The organism is Xanthomonas sp. JAI131 (assembly GCF_013410075.1).
GTDB lineage: Bacteria > Pseudomonadota > Gammaproteobacteria > Xanthomonadales > Xanthomonadaceae > Xanthomonas_A > Xanthomonas_A bonasiae.
Map to the genome: position 1 here is coordinate 1 of NZ_JACCCN010000007.1, position 16,433 is coordinate 16,433.

12 protein-coding genes, 1 tRNA gene and 1 pseudogene are annotated in these 16,433 nt (G+C 64.6%); all 14 read right to left on the reverse strand.

Features of this window, described 5'->3' with window-relative positions:
- The coding region (locus HDC36_RS23180) for a GTP-binding protein (RefSeq protein ID WP_031270842.1) at window positions 1–101 on the reverse strand (101 nt) is incomplete at its 3' end.
- A 90-nt stretch (window positions 102–191) separates the two neighbouring features.
- Window positions 192–2,282, reverse strand: a complete 2,091-nt coding sequence (gene fusA / locus HDC36_RS23185) for an elongation factor G (RefSeq protein ID WP_179571227.1) — start codon at window positions 2,280–2,282, stop codon at window positions 192–194.
- 140 nt (window positions 2,283–2,422) lie between these two features.
- Window positions 2,423–2,890 carry a 30S ribosomal protein S7 gene (rpsG, locus tag HDC36_RS23190; RefSeq protein WP_179571228.1) on the reverse strand — a complete coding sequence of 156 codons (468 nt, stop codon included), beginning with the start codon at window positions 2,888–2,890 and terminating at the stop codon, window positions 2,423–2,425.
- A 14-nt stretch (window positions 2,891–2,904) separates the two neighbouring features.
- A complete protein-coding gene (rpsL, locus tag HDC36_RS23195) occupies window positions 2,905–3,279 on the reverse strand; it encodes a 30S ribosomal protein S12 (RefSeq protein WP_003469157.1) in 375 nt (124 codons plus the stop codon).
- Window positions 3,280–3,501: 222 nt separating this feature from the next.
- On the reverse strand, window positions 3,502–7,719 hold the full coding sequence (gene rpoC / locus HDC36_RS23200; RefSeq protein WP_179571229.1) for a DNA-directed RNA polymerase subunit beta': 4,218 nt from the start codon (window positions 7,717–7,719) through the stop codon (window positions 3,502–3,504).
- Window positions 7,720–7,808: 89 nt separating this feature from the next.
- A complete protein-coding gene (gene rpoB, locus HDC36_RS23205) occupies window positions 7,809–11,960 on the reverse strand; it encodes a DNA-directed RNA polymerase subunit beta (RefSeq protein WP_179571230.1) in 4,152 nt (1,383 codons plus the stop codon).
- Between the two features lie 294 nt (window positions 11,961–12,254).
- Window positions 12,255–12,626 carry a 50S ribosomal protein L7/L12 gene (gene rplL / locus HDC36_RS23210; protein ID WP_003469142.1) on the reverse strand — a complete coding sequence of 124 codons (372 nt, stop codon included), beginning with the start codon at window positions 12,624–12,626 and terminating at the stop codon, window positions 12,255–12,257.
- Window positions 12,627–12,690: 64 nt separating this feature from the next.
- Window positions 12,691–13,230 (reverse strand): 50S ribosomal protein L10, encoded by a 540-nt coding sequence (rplJ, locus tag HDC36_RS23215; protein WP_064537966.1) that lies wholly within the window; start codon window positions 13,228–13,230, stop codon window positions 12,691–12,693.
- A 485-nt stretch (window positions 13,231–13,715) separates the two neighbouring features.
- Window positions 13,716–14,414, reverse strand: a complete 699-nt coding sequence (gene rplA, locus HDC36_RS23220) for a 50S ribosomal protein L1 (protein ID WP_179571231.1) — start codon at window positions 14,412–14,414, stop codon at window positions 13,716–13,718.
- Window positions 14,415–14,417: 3 nt separating this feature from the next.
- On the reverse strand, window positions 14,418–14,846 hold the full coding sequence (gene rplK / locus HDC36_RS23225; RefSeq protein ID WP_145699993.1) for a 50S ribosomal protein L11: 429 nt from the start codon (window positions 14,844–14,846) through the stop codon (window positions 14,418–14,420).
- 201 nt (window positions 14,847–15,047) lie between these two features.
- A complete protein-coding gene (gene nusG / locus HDC36_RS23230) occupies window positions 15,048–15,605 on the reverse strand; it encodes a transcription termination/antitermination protein NusG (protein ID WP_179571232.1) in 558 nt (185 codons plus the stop codon).
- Window positions 15,606–15,618: 13 nt separating this feature from the next.
- Entirely contained in the window at window positions 15,619–16,032 is a 414-nt protein-coding gene (gene secE, locus HDC36_RS23235) for a preprotein translocase subunit SecE (protein ID WP_179571233.1), read from the reverse strand.
- 50 nt (window positions 16,033–16,082) lie between these two features.
- Window positions 16,083–16,158: transfer RNA gene (locus HDC36_RS23240), tRNA-Trp, on the reverse strand.
- A 134-nt stretch (window positions 16,159–16,292) separates the two neighbouring features.
- A pseudogene (locus HDC36_RS23245) lies at window positions 16,293–16,433 on the reverse strand (elongation factor Tu); the annotation flags it as partial.

The window sequence follows — 16,433 nt, forward strand, 5'->3', positions numbered from 1 at the left end:
TTGGTCAGCGCCGCGGTCAGCGTGGTCTTGCCGTGGTCGACGTGACCGATGGTGCCGACGTTGACGTGCGGCTTGGTGCGCTCGAACTTACCCTTTGCCATGATGTATTTACCTTGTAATTCGTAATGGGGGACAAGGGAGCGGGATGCGGGACTGGCTATGCCCGCATCCCGAATCCCGTCTCACTGATGTCAGCTTTTCTTGATGACCGATTCGGCGATGTTGGCCGGCGCTTCGGCGTAATGGTCGAATTCCATCGAGAACGTGGCGCGACCCTGCGACATGGAGCGCAGCGTGGTGGCGTAGCCGAACATTTCGCCCAGCGGCACCATCGCGTTGATCACCTTGCCGGACGGACTGTCGTCCTGGCCCTGCAGGATGCCGCGACGACGGCTGACGTCGCCCATCACGTCGCCCAGATAGTCTTCCGGGGTCACCACTTCGACCTTCATGATCGGCTCCAGCAGGACCGGGCTGGCCTTGTTGAAGCCTTCCTTGAAGCCCATCGAGCCGGCGATCTTGAACGCCATTTCCGAGGAGTCGACGTCATGGTACGAACCGTCGATCAGGCGCACCTTGATGTCCACGATCGGGTAGCCGGCCATCACGCCGTTGGCCACCGCTTCCTGGATGCCCTTGTCCACCGCCGGGATGTATTCCTTCGGCACCACGCCGCCGACGATCGCGTTCTCGAAGGTGTAGCCCAGGCCACGCTCCTGCGGCTCGATCTCGAGCACGACATGACCGTACTGGCCCTTACCGCCGGACTGGCGCACGAACTTGCCTTCCTGCTTGACCGCCTTGCGGATGGTCTCGCGGTAGGCCACCTGCGGCTTGCCGACGTTGGCTTCGACGTTGAACTCGCGCTTCATGCGGTCGACCATGATTTCCAGGTGCAACTCGCCCATGCCGCGGATGATGGTCTGGCCGGATTCTTCGTCGGTGTTGACGCGGAACGAGGGATCTTCCTGGGCCAGGCGGCTCAGCGCGATACCCATCTTTTCCTGGTCCGACTTGGTCTTCGGCTCCACCGCCATCGAGATCACCGGCTCCGGGAACACCATGCGCTCCAGGATGATGATGTGATCCTGCGCGCACAGCGTGTCGCCGGTGGTGACGTCCTTCAGGCCCACCGCCGCGGCGATGTCGCCCGCGCGCACTTCCTTGATCTCTTCGCGATTGTTGGAGTGCATCTGCAGGATGCGGCCCACGCGCTCCTTCTTCGACTTGACCGGGTTGTACACCTGGTCGCCGGAGTTCAGCGTGCCGGAGTAGACGCGGAAGAAGGTCAGCGAGCCCACGAACGGATCGGTCATGATCTTGAACGCCAGCGCCGAGAACGGCGCGGTGTCGGTGGCCGGACGGCTGTCTTCCTTGTCGTCCTCGTCGATGCCCTTGACCGGCGGACGGTCGCTGGGCGACGGCAGCAGCTGGATCACGCCGTCGAGCATCGCCTGCACGCCCTTGTTCTTGAACGCGGTGCCGCAGTACACCGGCACCACTTCCACCTTCAGGGTGCGCTCGCGCAGGCCGCTGACGATTTCCTCTTCGGACAGCTCGCCCTCGTTGAGGTACTTGTCCATCAGCTCTTCGTTGGCTTCGGCCGCGGCCTCGACCATGAACGCGCGCGCCTCGACGGCCTTGTCGGCCAGGTTGGCGGGGATCTCGCGGTATTCGAACACGGTGCCCTGCGAAGCGGTATCCCAATGGACCGCCTTCATCTTGAGCAGGTCGACCACACCCTCGAAGCCGTCCTCGGCGCCGATCGGCACCTGCATCGGCACCGGGTAGGCACCCAGGCGCGACTTCAGCTGCTCGACCACCTTGTCGAAGTTGGCGCCGGTACGGTCCATCTTGTTGACGAAGGCAAGACGCGGCACCGCGTACTTGTTGGCCTGGCGCCACACGGTCTCGGACTGCGGCTGCACGCCGCCGACCGCGCACAGCACGAACACCGCGCCGTCGAGCACGCGCAGCGAACGCTCGACTTCGATGGTGAAGTCGACGTGCCCGGGGGTGTCGATGATGTTGAAGCGGTGCTGCGGCAGCGACTTGTCCATGCCGCTCCAGAACGCGGTGGTCGCGGCGGAGGTGATGGTGATGCCACGCTCCTGCTCCTGCTCCATCCAGTCCATCGTCGCGGCACCGTCATGCACCTCGCCGATCTTGTGGCTGACGCCGGTGTAGAACAGGATGCGTTCGGAGGTGGTGGTCTTGCCGGCATCGATGTGGGCCATGATGCCGAAGTTGCGGTAACGCTCGATGGGAGTGTTGCGGGCCACAGGGAGCCTCTCAGAATTCTTGGATTGCGGATGGCCGAACGCCGCCTTGCGGCGGCCTTCGGATTTGTGCAGCGCTCAGCGGCGCCGCTAGCAGCACATACAGATTGTGCTGACGGGCCCTGTTTCCAAGGCCCGGAAGGTCACCAGCGGTAATGCGCGAACGCCTTGTTCGCTTCCGCCATGCGGTGGGTTTCTTCACGCTTCTTGATGGCGCCACCACGGTTTTCCGAGGCGTCGACCAGCTCGGCCGCGAGCTTGCGCGGCATCGAGTTCTCGCCGCGCTTGCGCGCCGAGTCGATCAGCCAGCGCATGGCCAGCGCCATGCGACGGGAGGAACGCACCTCGACCGGCACCTGGTACGTGGCACCGCCGACGCGACGCGACTTGACTTCGACCGCCGGAGCGACGTTGTCCAGTGCCTTCTGCACCAGCTCGACCGCGTTCGGGCTTTTCTCGCCGATGACGTCCATTGCGCCATAGACGATCTTTTCGGCGACCGACTTCTTGCCGCTCAGCATCACCATGTTGATGAACCGGGCGATGGTTTCGCTGCCGTGCTTGGGATCCGGCAGGACGGTGCGCTGCGGAGTAGAACCTTTACGAGACATTTGTGTGCTTTCCCTTAGCTCTTCGGACGCTTGGCGCCGTACTTGGAACGACCCTGGCGACGCTTGGCGACGCCGGCGGCATCGAGCGAACCGCGCACGGTGTGGTAGCGCACGCCCGGCAGATCCTTGACGCGACCGCCGCGGATCAGGACCACGGAGTGCTCCTGCAGGTTGTGGCCTTCGCCGCCGATGTAGCTGATGACCTCTTCCTGGTTCGTCAGGCGCACCTTGGCGACCTTACGCAGGGCCGAGTTCGGCTTCTTCGGGGTGGTGGTGTACACGCGCGTGCAGACGCCACGGCGCTGCGGGCACTTGTCAAGCGCCGGGGAGGCGCTCTTGTAGGTGGTCGCCTGCCGCGGCTTGCGGACCAGCTGGTTGATCGTCGCCATCAGTGGATTCTTCTGATTGAGGCCGTGGGGCCTGGATGCGTGAAAACGAAGGCAGGCCGAAGGACGGCCTGCCGAGACAGGAAAGTATAGCGGGCAAGTAAAAGCTCCGTCAACTCAACGGAAACTTAACTTGCTGGTCCCTCCCGGACCGGAACACGGGGCGCATCCGCTGCGCCCCCTTTCGCTTGGTACGACCGGCCCCGCGCACGGGGCCGATCGGGCTCACTCTTCGCTGCTGGCAGCCGCCGGTGCGGGCGTTTCGACCGCCGGCTCGGCGTTGCCGCCGGACAGGGTCTGCATCTCCGACTCGGTCAGGCCGCTGGAGTTGCGACGGCGCAGGCTGTGGTAGGCCAGGCCGGTGCCGGCCGGGATCAGGCGGCCGACGATCACGTTTTCCTTCAGGCCGCGCAGCGTATCGCTTGTGCCGCGGACCGCCGCTTCGGTGAGGACGCGGGTGGTTTCCTGGAACGATGCCGCCGAGATGAACGACTCGGTGGCCAGCGAGGCCTTGGTGATGCCCAGCAGCACCGGGTCGTACTTGGCCGGCAGTTCGTTGCGGGTGGCCAGGCGGGCATTTTCCTCGATGACGCGCTGGCGCTCGGCCTGCTCGCCGTTGAGGAACTTGCTGTTGCCCTGGTCGGTGATCTCGACCTTGCGCAGCATCTGCCGGGTGATGACCTCGATGTGCTTGTCGTTGATCTTCACGCCCTGCAGGCGATACACGTCCTGGATTTCCTTGACCAGGTAGGCGGCCAGCGGCTCCACGCCGAGCAGGCGCAGGATGTCCTGCGGGCTCGGCTCGCCGTCGACCACGGTCTCGCCCTTGGCCACGTGCTCGCCTTCGAACACGATGATCTGGCGGTACTTCGGGATCAGCTCTTCGTGTTCCGAACCATCGGTGTCCTTGATGATCAGGCGCTGCTTGCCCTTGGTGTCCTTGCCGAAGCTGATGATGCCCGAGCGCTCGGCCAGGATCGCGGGATCCTTCGGCTTGCGCGCTTCGAACAGATCGGCCACGCGCGGCAGACCACCGGTGATGTCGCGGGTCTTCGACGCTTCCTGCGGGATCTTGGCGACCACGTCGCCCACGCCCACCGCCGCACCGTCCTGCAGGTTGACGATCGAGCGCGGCGGCAGCAGGTACTGCGCCGGCAGATCGGTGCCCGGGATGGTCAGGTCGTTGCCCTTGCCGTCGACGATGCGCACGATCGGGCGCAGGTCCTTGGCCTGGGTGCCGCGACGCTTCGGATCGGTGATCTCGCGCGAGGCCAGGCCGGTCAGATCGTCGGTCTTCTCGATGACGGTGACGCCGTCGATGAAGTCGATGAAGCGGATGAAACCGGCCACTTCCGATACGATCGGGTGGTTATGCGGATCCCAGTTGGCGACCGACTGGCCGGCCTTGACCGCGTCGCCGTCCTTCGCGGTGATCGTGGCGCCGTAGGCCAGCTTGTAGCGCTCGCGCTCGCGGCCGTGGCCGTCGAGCACCGACAGCTCGCCCGAACGCGACACCGCCACCAGCGAACCGTTGGCGTGCTCGACCGACTTGAGGTTGTTGAACTTGATCGAACCGGTGGTCTTGACCGTGATGTTGTCCACCGCCGCCGCACGCGAGGCCGCGCCGCCGATGTGGAAGGTACGCATGGTCAGCTGGGTACCCGGCTCGCCGATCGACTGCGCGGCGATGACGCCGACGGCTTCGCCGATGTTGACCAGGTGACCGCGCGCCAGGTCGCGGCCGTAGCAGCGGGCGCACACGCCGAACGAGGATTCGCAGGTGATCGTGGAGCGCACCTTCAGCGTCTGCACGCCGGCCTCTTCCAGCTTGGCAACCCACTGCTCGTCGAGCAGCGTGTTGCGGGTGACGATCGGATCCTCGTCGTTGCCCGGCAGGAACACGTCCTCGGCCACCACGCGGCCGAGCACGCGATCCTTCAACGGCTCGACCACGTCGCCGCCTTCCACGATCGGGGTCATGGTCAGGCCGTCGCTGGTGCCGCAATCCGGCTCGGTGATGACCACGTCCTGCGCCACGTCGACCAGACGCCGGGTCAGGTAACCCGAGTTGGCGGTCTTCAGCGCGGTATCGGCCAGACCCTTACGCGCGCCGTGGGTGGAGTTGAAGTACTCCTGCACGTTCAGGCCTTCGCGGAAGTTGGCCTTGATCGGGGTCTCGATGATCGAGCCGTCCGGACGCGCCATCAGGCCGCGCATACCGGCCAGCTGACGGATCTGCGCCTGGCTACCACGCGCGCCGGAGTCGGCCATGATGTACAGGGAGTTCATCGACTTCTGGTCGATGATCTCGCCCTTGGCATTGGTGACCTTCTCGGTACCGATGGTGTCCATCATCGCCTTGGCGATGCGCTCGTTGGTGCGCGACCAGATGTCCACGACCTTGTTGTAGCGCTCGCCGGCGGTGACCAGACCGGACTGGTACTGCTCCTGGATTTCCAGCACTTCCTGCTCGGCTTCGCCGAGGATGCCCTTCTTCTCCGACGGGATCAGCATGTCGTCGATGCCGATCGACACGCCGGCGCGGGTCGCGTAGGCGAAGCCGGTGTACATCAGCTTGTCGGCGAACACGACGCTGTCCTTCAGGCCCAGCTGGCGGTAGCTGGAGTTGATCAGGCGGCTGATGTTCTTCTTGGTCAGCTCGGTGTTGGCCAGCGCGAACGGCAGGCCTTCCGGCAGGATTTCGGCCAGCAGCGCGCGCCCGATCGTGGTGTCCACGATCGAGGTCTTCTTGCTGCGGTTGCCGTCCTCGTCGATCACCGTCTCGGTGATGCGGACCTTGACCTTGGCGTGCAGTTCGACCACGCGGTTGTCGTAGGCGCGCTTCACTTCGGCGATGTTGGCGAACACCATGCCCTCGCCCTTCTTGTTCTCCAGGGCGCGGCTCATGTAGTACAGGCCCAGCACCACGTCCTGCGACGGCACGATGATCGGCTCGCCGTTGGCCGGCGACAGGATGTTGTTGGTGGACATCATCAGCGCGCGCGCTTCCAGCTGCGCTTCCAGCGACAGCGGCACGTGCACGGCCATCTGGTCGCCGTCGAAGTCGGCGTTGAACGCGGTACACACCAGCGGATGCAGCTGGATCGCCTTGCCTTCGATCAGCACCGGCTCGAACGCCTGGATGCCCAGACGGTGCAGGGTCGGCGCACGGTTCAGCAGCACCGGATGCTCGCGGATGACCTCTTCCAGGATGTCCCAGACTTCGGCTTCTTCGCGCTCGACCAGCTTCTTGGCGGCCTTGATGGTGGTGGCCAGGCCGCGACGCTGCAGCTTGGCGAACACGAACGGCTTGAACAGCTCCAGCGCCATCTTCTTCGGCAGGCCGCACTCGTGCAGGCGCAGGGTCGGGCCGACCACGATGACCGAACGGCCGGAGTAGTCGACGCGCTTGCCGAGCAGGTTCTGGCGGAACCGGCCCTGCTTGCCCTTGATCATGTCGGCCAGCGACTTCAAAGGCCTCTTGTTCGTGCCGGTGATGGCACGGCCGCGGCGGCCGTTATCCAGCAGCGCATCCACCGATTCCTGCAGCATGCGCTTTTCGTTGCGCACGATGATGTCCGGCGCGTTGAGCTCGAGCAGGCGGCGCAGGCGGTTGTTGCGGTTGATGACGCGGCGGTACAGGTCGTTCAGGTCGGAGGTCGCGAAGCGGCCGCCGTCCAGCGGCACCAGCGGACGCAGATCCGGCGGCAGCACCGGCAGCACGGTCATCACCATCCACTCCGGACGGTTGCCCGACTCGAGGAAGGCTTCGACCAGCTTGATGCGCTTGGTCAGACGCTTGAGCTTGGTTTCCGAACCGGTGCCGGCGATCTCTTCGCGCAGGCGGGTCATTTCCGACTGCAGGTCGATCGTGCGCAGCAGCTCGTACACCGCCTCGGCGCCCATCGCGGCGTCGAAGTCGTCGCCGTGCTCCTGGCGCGCGGTCAGGAACTGCTCTTCGGTCAGCAGCTGGCGGCGCTCCAGGGCGGTCAGGCCCGGCTCGGTCACCACGTAGGCTTCGAAGTACAGCACGCGCTCGATGTCGCGCAGGGTCATGTCCAGCATCAGGCCGATGCGCGACGGCAGCGACTTCAGGAACCAGATGTGCGCGACCGGCGAGGCCAGGTCGATGTGGCCCATGCGCTCGCGGCGCACCTTGGCCAGGGTCACTTCGGTGCCGCACTTCTCGCAGACCACGCCACGGTGCTTCATGCGCTTGTACTTGCCGCACAGGCACTCGTAGTCCTTGATCGGGCCGAAGATGGCGGCGCAGAACAGGCCGTCGCGCTCGGGCTTGAAGGTACGGTAGTTGATCGTTTCCGGCTTCTTCACTTCGCCGAAGGACCACGAGCGGATCAGGTCCGGCGAGGCCAGCGCGATCTTGATCGCGTCGAAGTCCAGCGTCTGGCGCTGCTGGTTGAAGAGGTTGAGCAGGTCTTTCATGGTGTTTCTCCGAAAGGAGGAATACGTGTCGATGGGCTGTCAGAGCGCTGCGGCGGCGCGGATGCCGTTGGGCATCCGCGCCTGCGCGATCAGTCTTCCAGTTCCATGTTGATGGCCAGCGAGCGGATTTCCTTCACCAGGACGTTGAAGGATTCCGGCATGCCCGCGACCATCTCGTGCTCGCCGTCGACGATGTTCTTGTACATCTGGTTGCGGCCCTGCACGTCGTCGGACTTCACCGTCAGCATTTCCTGCAGGGTGTAGGCCGCGCCGTAGGCTTCCAGCGCCCAGACTTCCATTTCGCCGAAGCGCTGGCCGCCGAACTGCGCCTTGCCGCCCAGCGGCTGCTGGGTGACGAGCGAGTACGGACCGGTGGAGCGCGCGTGCATCTTGTCGTCGACCAGGTGGTTCAGCTTCAGCATGTGCATGTAGCCGACCGTGGTGTGGCGATCGAACGCCTCGCCGGTGCGGCCGTCGTACAGCTGGGTCTGGCCGCTGATCGGCAGGTCGGCGAGTTCGAGCATGTGCTTGATCTCCGCTTCCGTCGCACCGTCGAACACCGGGGTGGCCATCGGCACGCCGTCGGTCAGGTTCTTCGACAGCGCCAGCAGCTCCGCATCGCTGAACTGATCCAGGTCCACGCGGTCCTCGCCCAGCTTCTGGTCGTGGTTGTAGATCTGGGTCAGGAACTTGCGCAGGTCGGCGACCTTGGCCTGGGCCTCGAGCATGTTCTGGATCTTGCGACCCAGGCCCTTGGCGGCCCAGCCCAGATGCACTTCCAGCACCTGGCCGATGTTCATGCGCGACGGCACGCCGAGCGGGTTCAGCACGATGTCCACGGTCTCGCCGTTGGCCATGTACGGCATGTCTTCGATCGGCTGGATCATCGACACGACACCCTTGTTGCCGTGGCGACCGGCCATCTTGTCGCCGGGCTGGATGCGGCGCTTCACCGCCAGGAACACCTTGACCATCTTCAGCACGCCCGGGGCGAGGTCGTCGCCGGCGGTGATCTTGCCGCGCTTGTCGGCGAAGCGACGCTCGAATTCCTTCTCGTGCGCCTGGATCTGCTTCTGCGCGCGCTCGATCGCGTCCGACGGCTCCTCGTCCTTCATCCGCAGCGCGAACCAGTCGGACTTCTTCAGCCCGTCCAGGTACGCGTCGGTGACGGCGTCGCCCTTCTTCAGGTTCGGGCCGCCGTTGGCGACCTTGCCGATCAGCTGGGTGCGCAGACGCGCATAGATCGCGCTTTCCAGGATGCGGAACTGGTCGTCGAAGTCCTTCTTGACCCGCTTGATCTCGTTTTCCTCGATCTGGCGGGCGCGCTTGTCCTTCTCGATGCCGTCGCGGGTGAACACCTGCACGTCGATGACGGTGCCGTCCATGCCCGGCGGCACGCGCAGCGAGCTGTCCTTCACGTCCGAGGCCTTCTCGCCGAAGATCGCGCGCAGCAGCTTCTCTTCCGGGGTCAGCTGGCTCTCGCCCTTCGGCGTGACCTTGCCGACCATGATGTCGCCGGCGCGCACTTCGGCGCCGATGTACACCACACCCGACTCGTCCAGGCGGTTCAGCGCCTGCTCGGACACGTTCGGGATATCGGCGGAGATTTCCTCCGGCCCCAGCTTGGTGTCGCGCGCCACGCAGGTCAGCTCTTCGATGTGGATCGTGGTGTAGCGATCCTCTTCCACCACGCGCTCGGAGAGCAGGATGGAGTCTTCGAAGTTGTAGCCGTTCCACGGCATGAACGCGATCAGCATGTTCTGGCCCAGGGCCAGCTCGCCGATGTCGGTCGAGGGACCGTCGGCCAGCACGTCGCCGCGCGCGATCACATCGCCCACATTGACCAGCGGGCGCTGGTTGATGCAGGTGTTCTGGTTGGAACGCGTGTACTTGATCAGGTTGTAGATGTCGACGCCGGCATCGGTGCCGCCGCCGATCTCTTCCTCGTTGACCTTGACCACGATGCGGCCGGCGTCGATCTGCTCGATCACGCCGCCACGGCGGGCGTTCACGGTCACGCCCGAGTCGCGCGCCACGGCGCGCTCGATGCCGGTACCGACCAGCGGCTTCTGCGCACGCAGCGTCGGCACGGCCTGGCGCTGCATGTTCGCGCCCATCAGTGCGCGGTTGGCGTCATCGTGCTCCAGGAACGGCACCAGCGCCGCCGCGATGGACACGGTCTGCATCGGCGACACGTCCATGAAGTGCACTTCGGCCGGCGGCTTCAGCAGCGACTCGCCCTGGTAGCGGCACGGCACGAACTGCTCGGTCAGGCGGCTCTTGGAATCGTGCAGCGCGTTGGCCTGCGCGATCACGTACTCGTTCTCTTCGATCGCCGACAGGTACTCGACGTCGTCGGTGATCTGGCCGTCCACGACCTTCCGGTACGGCGTCTCCAGGAAGCCGTACTGGTTGGTGCGGGCATACACCGCCAGCGAGTTGATCAGGCCGATGTTCGGGCCTTCCGGCGTCTCGATGGTGCAGACGCGGCCGTAGTGGGTCGGATGCACGTCGCGCACTTCGAAGCCGGCGCGCTCGCGGGTCAGGCCGCCCGGGCCCAGCGCGGAAACGCGGCGCTTGTGCGTCACTTCCGACAGCGGGTTGTTCTGGTCCATGAACTGCGACAGCTGCGAGGAGCCGAAGAACTCCTTGATCGCGGCGGCCACCGGCTTGGCGTTGATCAGCTCCTGCGGGGTCAGGCCCTCGGACTCGGCCATCGACAGGCGCTCCTTGACCGCGCGCTCGACGCGGACCAGGCCGACGCGGAACACGTTCTCGGCCATTTCGCCGACCGAACGCACGCGACGGTTGCCCAGGTGATCGATGTCGTCGACCACGCCGCGACCGTTGCGGATCTCGGTCAGGACCTTGATCACTTCCAGGATGTCGGAGCTGTCGGCATGCTCGGCGACCAGGCGCTTGGACTCTTCGTCGTTGCGCTCGCCGAAGTACTTCTTGTCGTACAGCACCGACTCGCCGGTGACTTCCTTGCGGCCGACACGACGGTTGAACTTCATGCGGCCGACCGTGGACAGGTCGTAGCGCTCGAAGGTGAAGAACAGGTTGTGGAACAGGTTCTGCGCGGCGTCCTTGGTCGGCGGCTCGCCGGGACGCATCATGCGGTAGATCTCGACCAGCGCTTCCAGCTGGGTCTTGGTCGGATCGATGCGCAGGGTGTTGGACAGGTACGGACCACGATCCAGATCGTTGACCCACAGCGTGCCCACGGCATCGACGCCAGCCTTGCGGAACGCGGTCAGCTGATCTTCGCTGATCTCGTCGTTGGCGCTGGCCAGCAGTTCGCCGGTGGAGGCATCGACCACGTCGTGCGACAGGATGCGGCCGACCAGGTACTCGTCGGGCACGGCCAGCGCGGCGACGCCGGCGGCTTCCAGCTGCTTGACGTGGCGCGCGGTGATGCGCTTGCCGGCCTCGACGATGACCTTGTCGCCATCGGCCAGGTCGAAGTTCAGCGTCTCGCCGCGCAGGCGCTCGGGCACCAGCTCCAGCTGCACGCCTTCCTTGGGGTCGATGTGGAAGGTGTTGATCTCGAAGAACTCGGCCAGCATCTCTTCGTTCGAGTAGCCGAGCGCGCGCAGCAGGATCGACACCGGCAGCTTGCGGCGGCGGTCGATACGGGTGAACAGCGCGTCCTTCGGGTCGAACTCGAAGTCCAGCCAGGAACCGCGGTACGGGATGATGCGGGCGCTGTACAGCAGCTTGCCCGAGCTGTGGGTCTTGCCGCGGTCGTGGTCGAAGAACACGCCCGGCGAACGGTGCAGCTGCGAGACGATGACGCGCTCGGTGCCGTTGACGATGAAGGTGCCGTTGTCGGTCATCAGCGGGATCTCGCCGAGGTAGACCTCCTGCTCCTTCACGTACTTGATGGCCTTGGTCGAGGACTCGCGGTCGTAGATCACCAGGCGCACGGTCACGCGCAGCGGGGCGCCGTAGCTCATGCCGCGCTGGCGGCATTCACGCTCGTCGAACACCGGGTCGCCCAGCTTGTAGCCGACGTACTCCAGGGCCGCGTTGCCGCTGTAGCTGGAGATCGGGAACACCGATTTCAGGGCCGCGTGCAGGCCGTGGTCCGAACGCTTGTTCGGATCGGTGTTTTCCTGCAGGAATTCGCGGTAGGAATCCACCTGGATCGCCAGCAGGAACGGCACTTCGAGGATCGAGCGCTGCTTGCCGAAATCCTTGCGGATACGCTTCTTTTCGGTGAACGAATAAGACGTCATGAGGTATCACCTTGGCTGTGCGGGCCGCGCGTCCGCGACCCTGAGTGAACATAAATTGTCAGTTGGAAGTCGCTGGTATTGCCGGCACCAGCACGCCTTCTCTTGCTACTTCCAACTACCAACTCGGTAAGGCCGAGATTGGGGATGACGGGATTCGGGATGGGCCACTCGCCCGCCACCGAATCTCCAATGCCGAATCTCTAATCCCGGCTTTGCAACAACGGCCAAAGGCCGGGGACTTGCGTCCCCAGCCTTCGATGCATCACCTGACACGCTGGCGATGCAAGATGCCGATTACTTGATTTCGACGGTCGCGCCGGCGGCCTCGAGATCCTTCTTGAACTTCTCGGAATCTTCCTTCGACACGGCTTCCTTGACGGTCTGCGGAGCACCTTCGACGAGGTCCTTCGCTTCCTTCAGGCCCAGGCCGGTGATGGCGCGGACGGCCTTAATGACTTCGACCTTCTTCTCGCCGACAGCCTTCAGGATGACGTTGAACTCGGTCTGCTCTTCGACCGGGGCGGCAGCAGCGGCCGGGCCGGCAGCGGCGACCGGGGCGGCGGCGGAGACGCCAAACTTCTCTTCGATGGCCTTGACCAGCTCCATCACTTCCATGAGGGTCTTTTCGGCGATTGCGTCGACGATCTGTTCGTTAGACAGGGACATTGTGATTACCTTTGGAATTTTTTTCTGGATGAGGTTCTAGTGAACCGTTTCAGGTGTCGCGAACTTAAGCCGTTTCGGCCGGGGCTTCTTCCGCTGCGGCGGGGGCTTCTTCGCCACCACCGAGCTTGTCGCCCACTGCCTTGACCGCGCGTGCAAACATGCTCGCCGGCTCGGCGAGGACGCGTGCCAGCATGGCCAGCGCCTGCTCGCGGGTCGGCAGCGATGCCAACACCTCGAGGTGAGCGGCCGGATACAGCTGGCCACCCATCGACACGACCTTGGTCTGCAGCTTGTCGTTACCCTTGGCGAATTCCTTGATCAGACGACCGGCAGCGCCGGGTTCTTCCGTCGAGAACGCATACAGCAGCGGACCGACCAGCGCGTCCTGGACGCACTCGTATTCGGTACCGGCAACGGCACGCGCGGCCAGGGTGTTCTTGACAACACGCAAGTACACACCGGTTTCGCGCGCCTTCTTGCGCATCGCGGTCAGCTGGGCGACCGTGATGCCGGCGTACTCGGCAGCAACCAAGGAGTGAGCCTTCGCGGCAACGTCTGCCAGTTCGGCGACGACTTCTTGCTTCTGGGACAGATTGAGAGCCATTGCACTCCTCCGTTAAAGCTGGGCTCGAGGCCGATGGTTCGAGAGTCGCAGGAGCCGTGATGCGCTCTTGCCAATCTCCAATCCCGAATCCCGAATCCCTGCTTCAAACATACTCCGCTTGCGGCTCCTGCCGCTTGCGGTCCTGGGCGGCCTCCATCCTGGATGCCGGGGACGCCGAATGGCATCCCAGTTGGTGGCCGTTCCAGACCTGGAGTGAGCGCGCTCGGGAAATCCCGAACTGGCCTGAACCAGAAAAACTCCAGAAAGGCGGCACCATCTACGCCGGCGCGTCCCCGAGGGGACTGGATTAAGCGATCCCGCTGTACCGACGGCGACTCCTTGCCATATCGAGCTTCCGTGCCCGTCGTCGGTATGCGCCGACCGCGCCTGCGGTCTTTGACGGCTTCGCTCCGGGTTGCCCCTCGGCGACGCCTTCAAAAGGGTGGAACCGGCGGCGCGCCTCGCGGAGCGCCGCCGTCTCGCGATTACTTCAGGGACAGCGAAGCCTGATCGACGGTGACGCCCGGACCCATGGTCGAGCTCACCGAGATCTTCTGCAGGTAGGTGCCCTTGGACGTAGCCGGCTTGGCCTTGACCAGGTCCATCAACAGCGCCTGCAGATTGTTCTTCAGCGCATCGTCTTCGAAGCTGGCCTTGCCGATGGTGCAGTGGATGATGCCGGCCTTGTCGGTGCGGTAGCGCACCTGACCCGACTTGGCGTTCTTCACCGCTTCGGCCGGATTGGCCGACACGGTGCCGACCTTCGGGTTCGGCATCAGGCCGCGCGGGCCCAGCAGCGTGCCCAACTTGCCGACGACGCGCATCGCGTCCGGGGTGGCGATGACCACGTCGTAGTTCAGGTCGCCGGCCTGCATCTTCTCGGCCAGGTCGTCCATGCCGACAGCTTCGGCGCCAGCGGCCAGGGCTTCGTCAGCCTTGGCGCCGGCCGGGGCGAACACCGCCACGCGCACGCTCTTGCCGGTACCGGCCGGCAGCACGGTGGAACCGCGCACCTGCTGGTCGGACTTCTTGGCATCCACGCCCAGGCGCACGGCCACGTCGACGGCTTCGACGAACTTGGCCTTGCTGGTGGACTTGATGATCTTCAGCGCTTCGTCGATCGAATACGCCTTGCCCGGCTGCACGGCAGCACGGATTGCTTTCTGTCGCTTGGTCTGTGCCATCGCTTAACCCTCCACCGTCAGGCCCATGCTGCGGGCGGAACCCGCAATCGTACGCACCGCCGCTTCCAGCTCGGCTGCAGTCAGGTCGGCTTCCTTCGCCTTGGCGATCTCTTCGAGCTGCTTGCGGGTGACCTTGCCCACCTTTTCGGTGTTCGGGCGCTTGGAACCGGAGGTGACGCCTGCAGCCTTCTTCAACAGCACGCTCGCAGGGGTGCTCTTGGTGATGAAGGTGAAGGTACGGTCCGAATAGGCCGTGATGATGACCGGAGTGGGCAGGCCCGGCTCCAGCTTCTGCGTGGCGGCATTGAACGCCTTGCAGAATTCCATGATGTTCAGGCCGCGCTGACCCAGCGCAGGACCGACCGGCGGCGAGGGATTGGCCTGACCGGCCTTCACCTGCAGCTTGATGTAACCGACTACTTTCTTTGCCATTTCAGTGGTCTCCGGGTGCTAGCGCCCAACTTGCAGGCTCCCCATCGCGACGGGAAAATCACGTGTCCCGCCATCACGTTTGAAGTGCGCAGAAAGCCGCCTTGCGGCGGCTTCCGGTCCTGCCAGGCGGCGAGCCTGGACAGCGAGCCGCGCAGTATAGCAGAGATTTTGGCGTCCGGCGCAGCTGCGCCGGCGCGGGGCTCAGGCCTTCTCGACCTGGCCGAATTCCAGCTCCACCGGGGTGGACCGGCCGAAGATCAGCACCGCGACGCGCAGGCGGCTCTTCTCGTAGTTGACTTCCTCGACCACGCCGTTGAAGTCATTGAACGGACCATCGGTGACGCGGACCATCTGGCCCGGCTCGAACAGCACCTTCGGACGCGGCTTCTCCACACCATCCTGAACGCGCTGCAGGATCGCATCGGCTTCTTCGTCGCGGATCGGCAGCGGACGATCGGCGGTGCCGCCGATGAACCCCATCACCTTCGGGGTTTCCTTCACCAGGTGCCAGCTTTCGTTGTCGATTCGCGGGATGCCGGCCTCTTCGTGGGTCTCGATCTGCACCAGCACGTAGCCCGGGAAGAACTTGCGCTCGGAACGGCGCTTCTGGCCGGAGCGCATTTCGATCACTTCCTCGGTCGGCACCAGCACGTCACCGAAGCGCTCCTGCATCTCGTCACGCACAATGCGGTCGCGCAGCGCTTGGGCCACGGACTTCTCGAAGCCTGAATAGGCGTGAACGACATACCAACGCTTCACTGCTGCACTCTCCTCAACGACTCACGAACCACTGCATCAGCTTCTGGATCAGGAAATCGAACCCGCCCAGCAGCAGACTCAGAATGATCACCACCACGATCACGACCCAGGTGGTGCGGATCGCTTCCTGACGGGTCGGCCAGACCACCTTGCGCAGCTCGAACCGGGACTCGGACACGAACTCGCGGGACTCGCGCCCCTTGGCGGTCAGCAGGAACACCGCGGCGGCCGCGACCAGGCCGACGATGACCGCCAGGCCACGCAGCGGCCCGGACCAGCTACCCAGCTGCGTCGCACGACTCGGCTCGCCGAACCAGAACCAGACAAACAGGCCCGCAACCACCAACAAGGCAGCGATGACGTACTTGACGATATCGCCACCGGAGGAAGCGGCGGTGCCTTTGGAATGCTCGATCTTGCTGTTCATCCGACTCTTGCGGCTATGCGACCAAGGTCACTGGATAGGGTGCGGCAGATTGGCACGCCAGGAGGGACTCGAACCCCCAACCTGCGGTTTTGGAGACCGCTGCTCTGCCAATTGAGCTACTGGCGTGTAGTAAGAACGACTGCACTTCCCTTAGACGGCGAAGGCGGACCGAAGGTTCCGGCCCGCCCTTCGCTGAACCCGACGGCCGAAGCCGCCTGCACATCGTCAAACTGCGGCGACCGAAGTCGCCGCAGCGGGCATTACTTGATGATCTTGGCCACCACGCCGGCGCCGACGGTGCGGCCACCTTCGCGGATCGCGAAACGCAGGCCTTCGTCCATCGCCACCGGGTTGATCAGCGTGACCACCATCTTCACGTTGTCGCCCGGCATCACCATCTC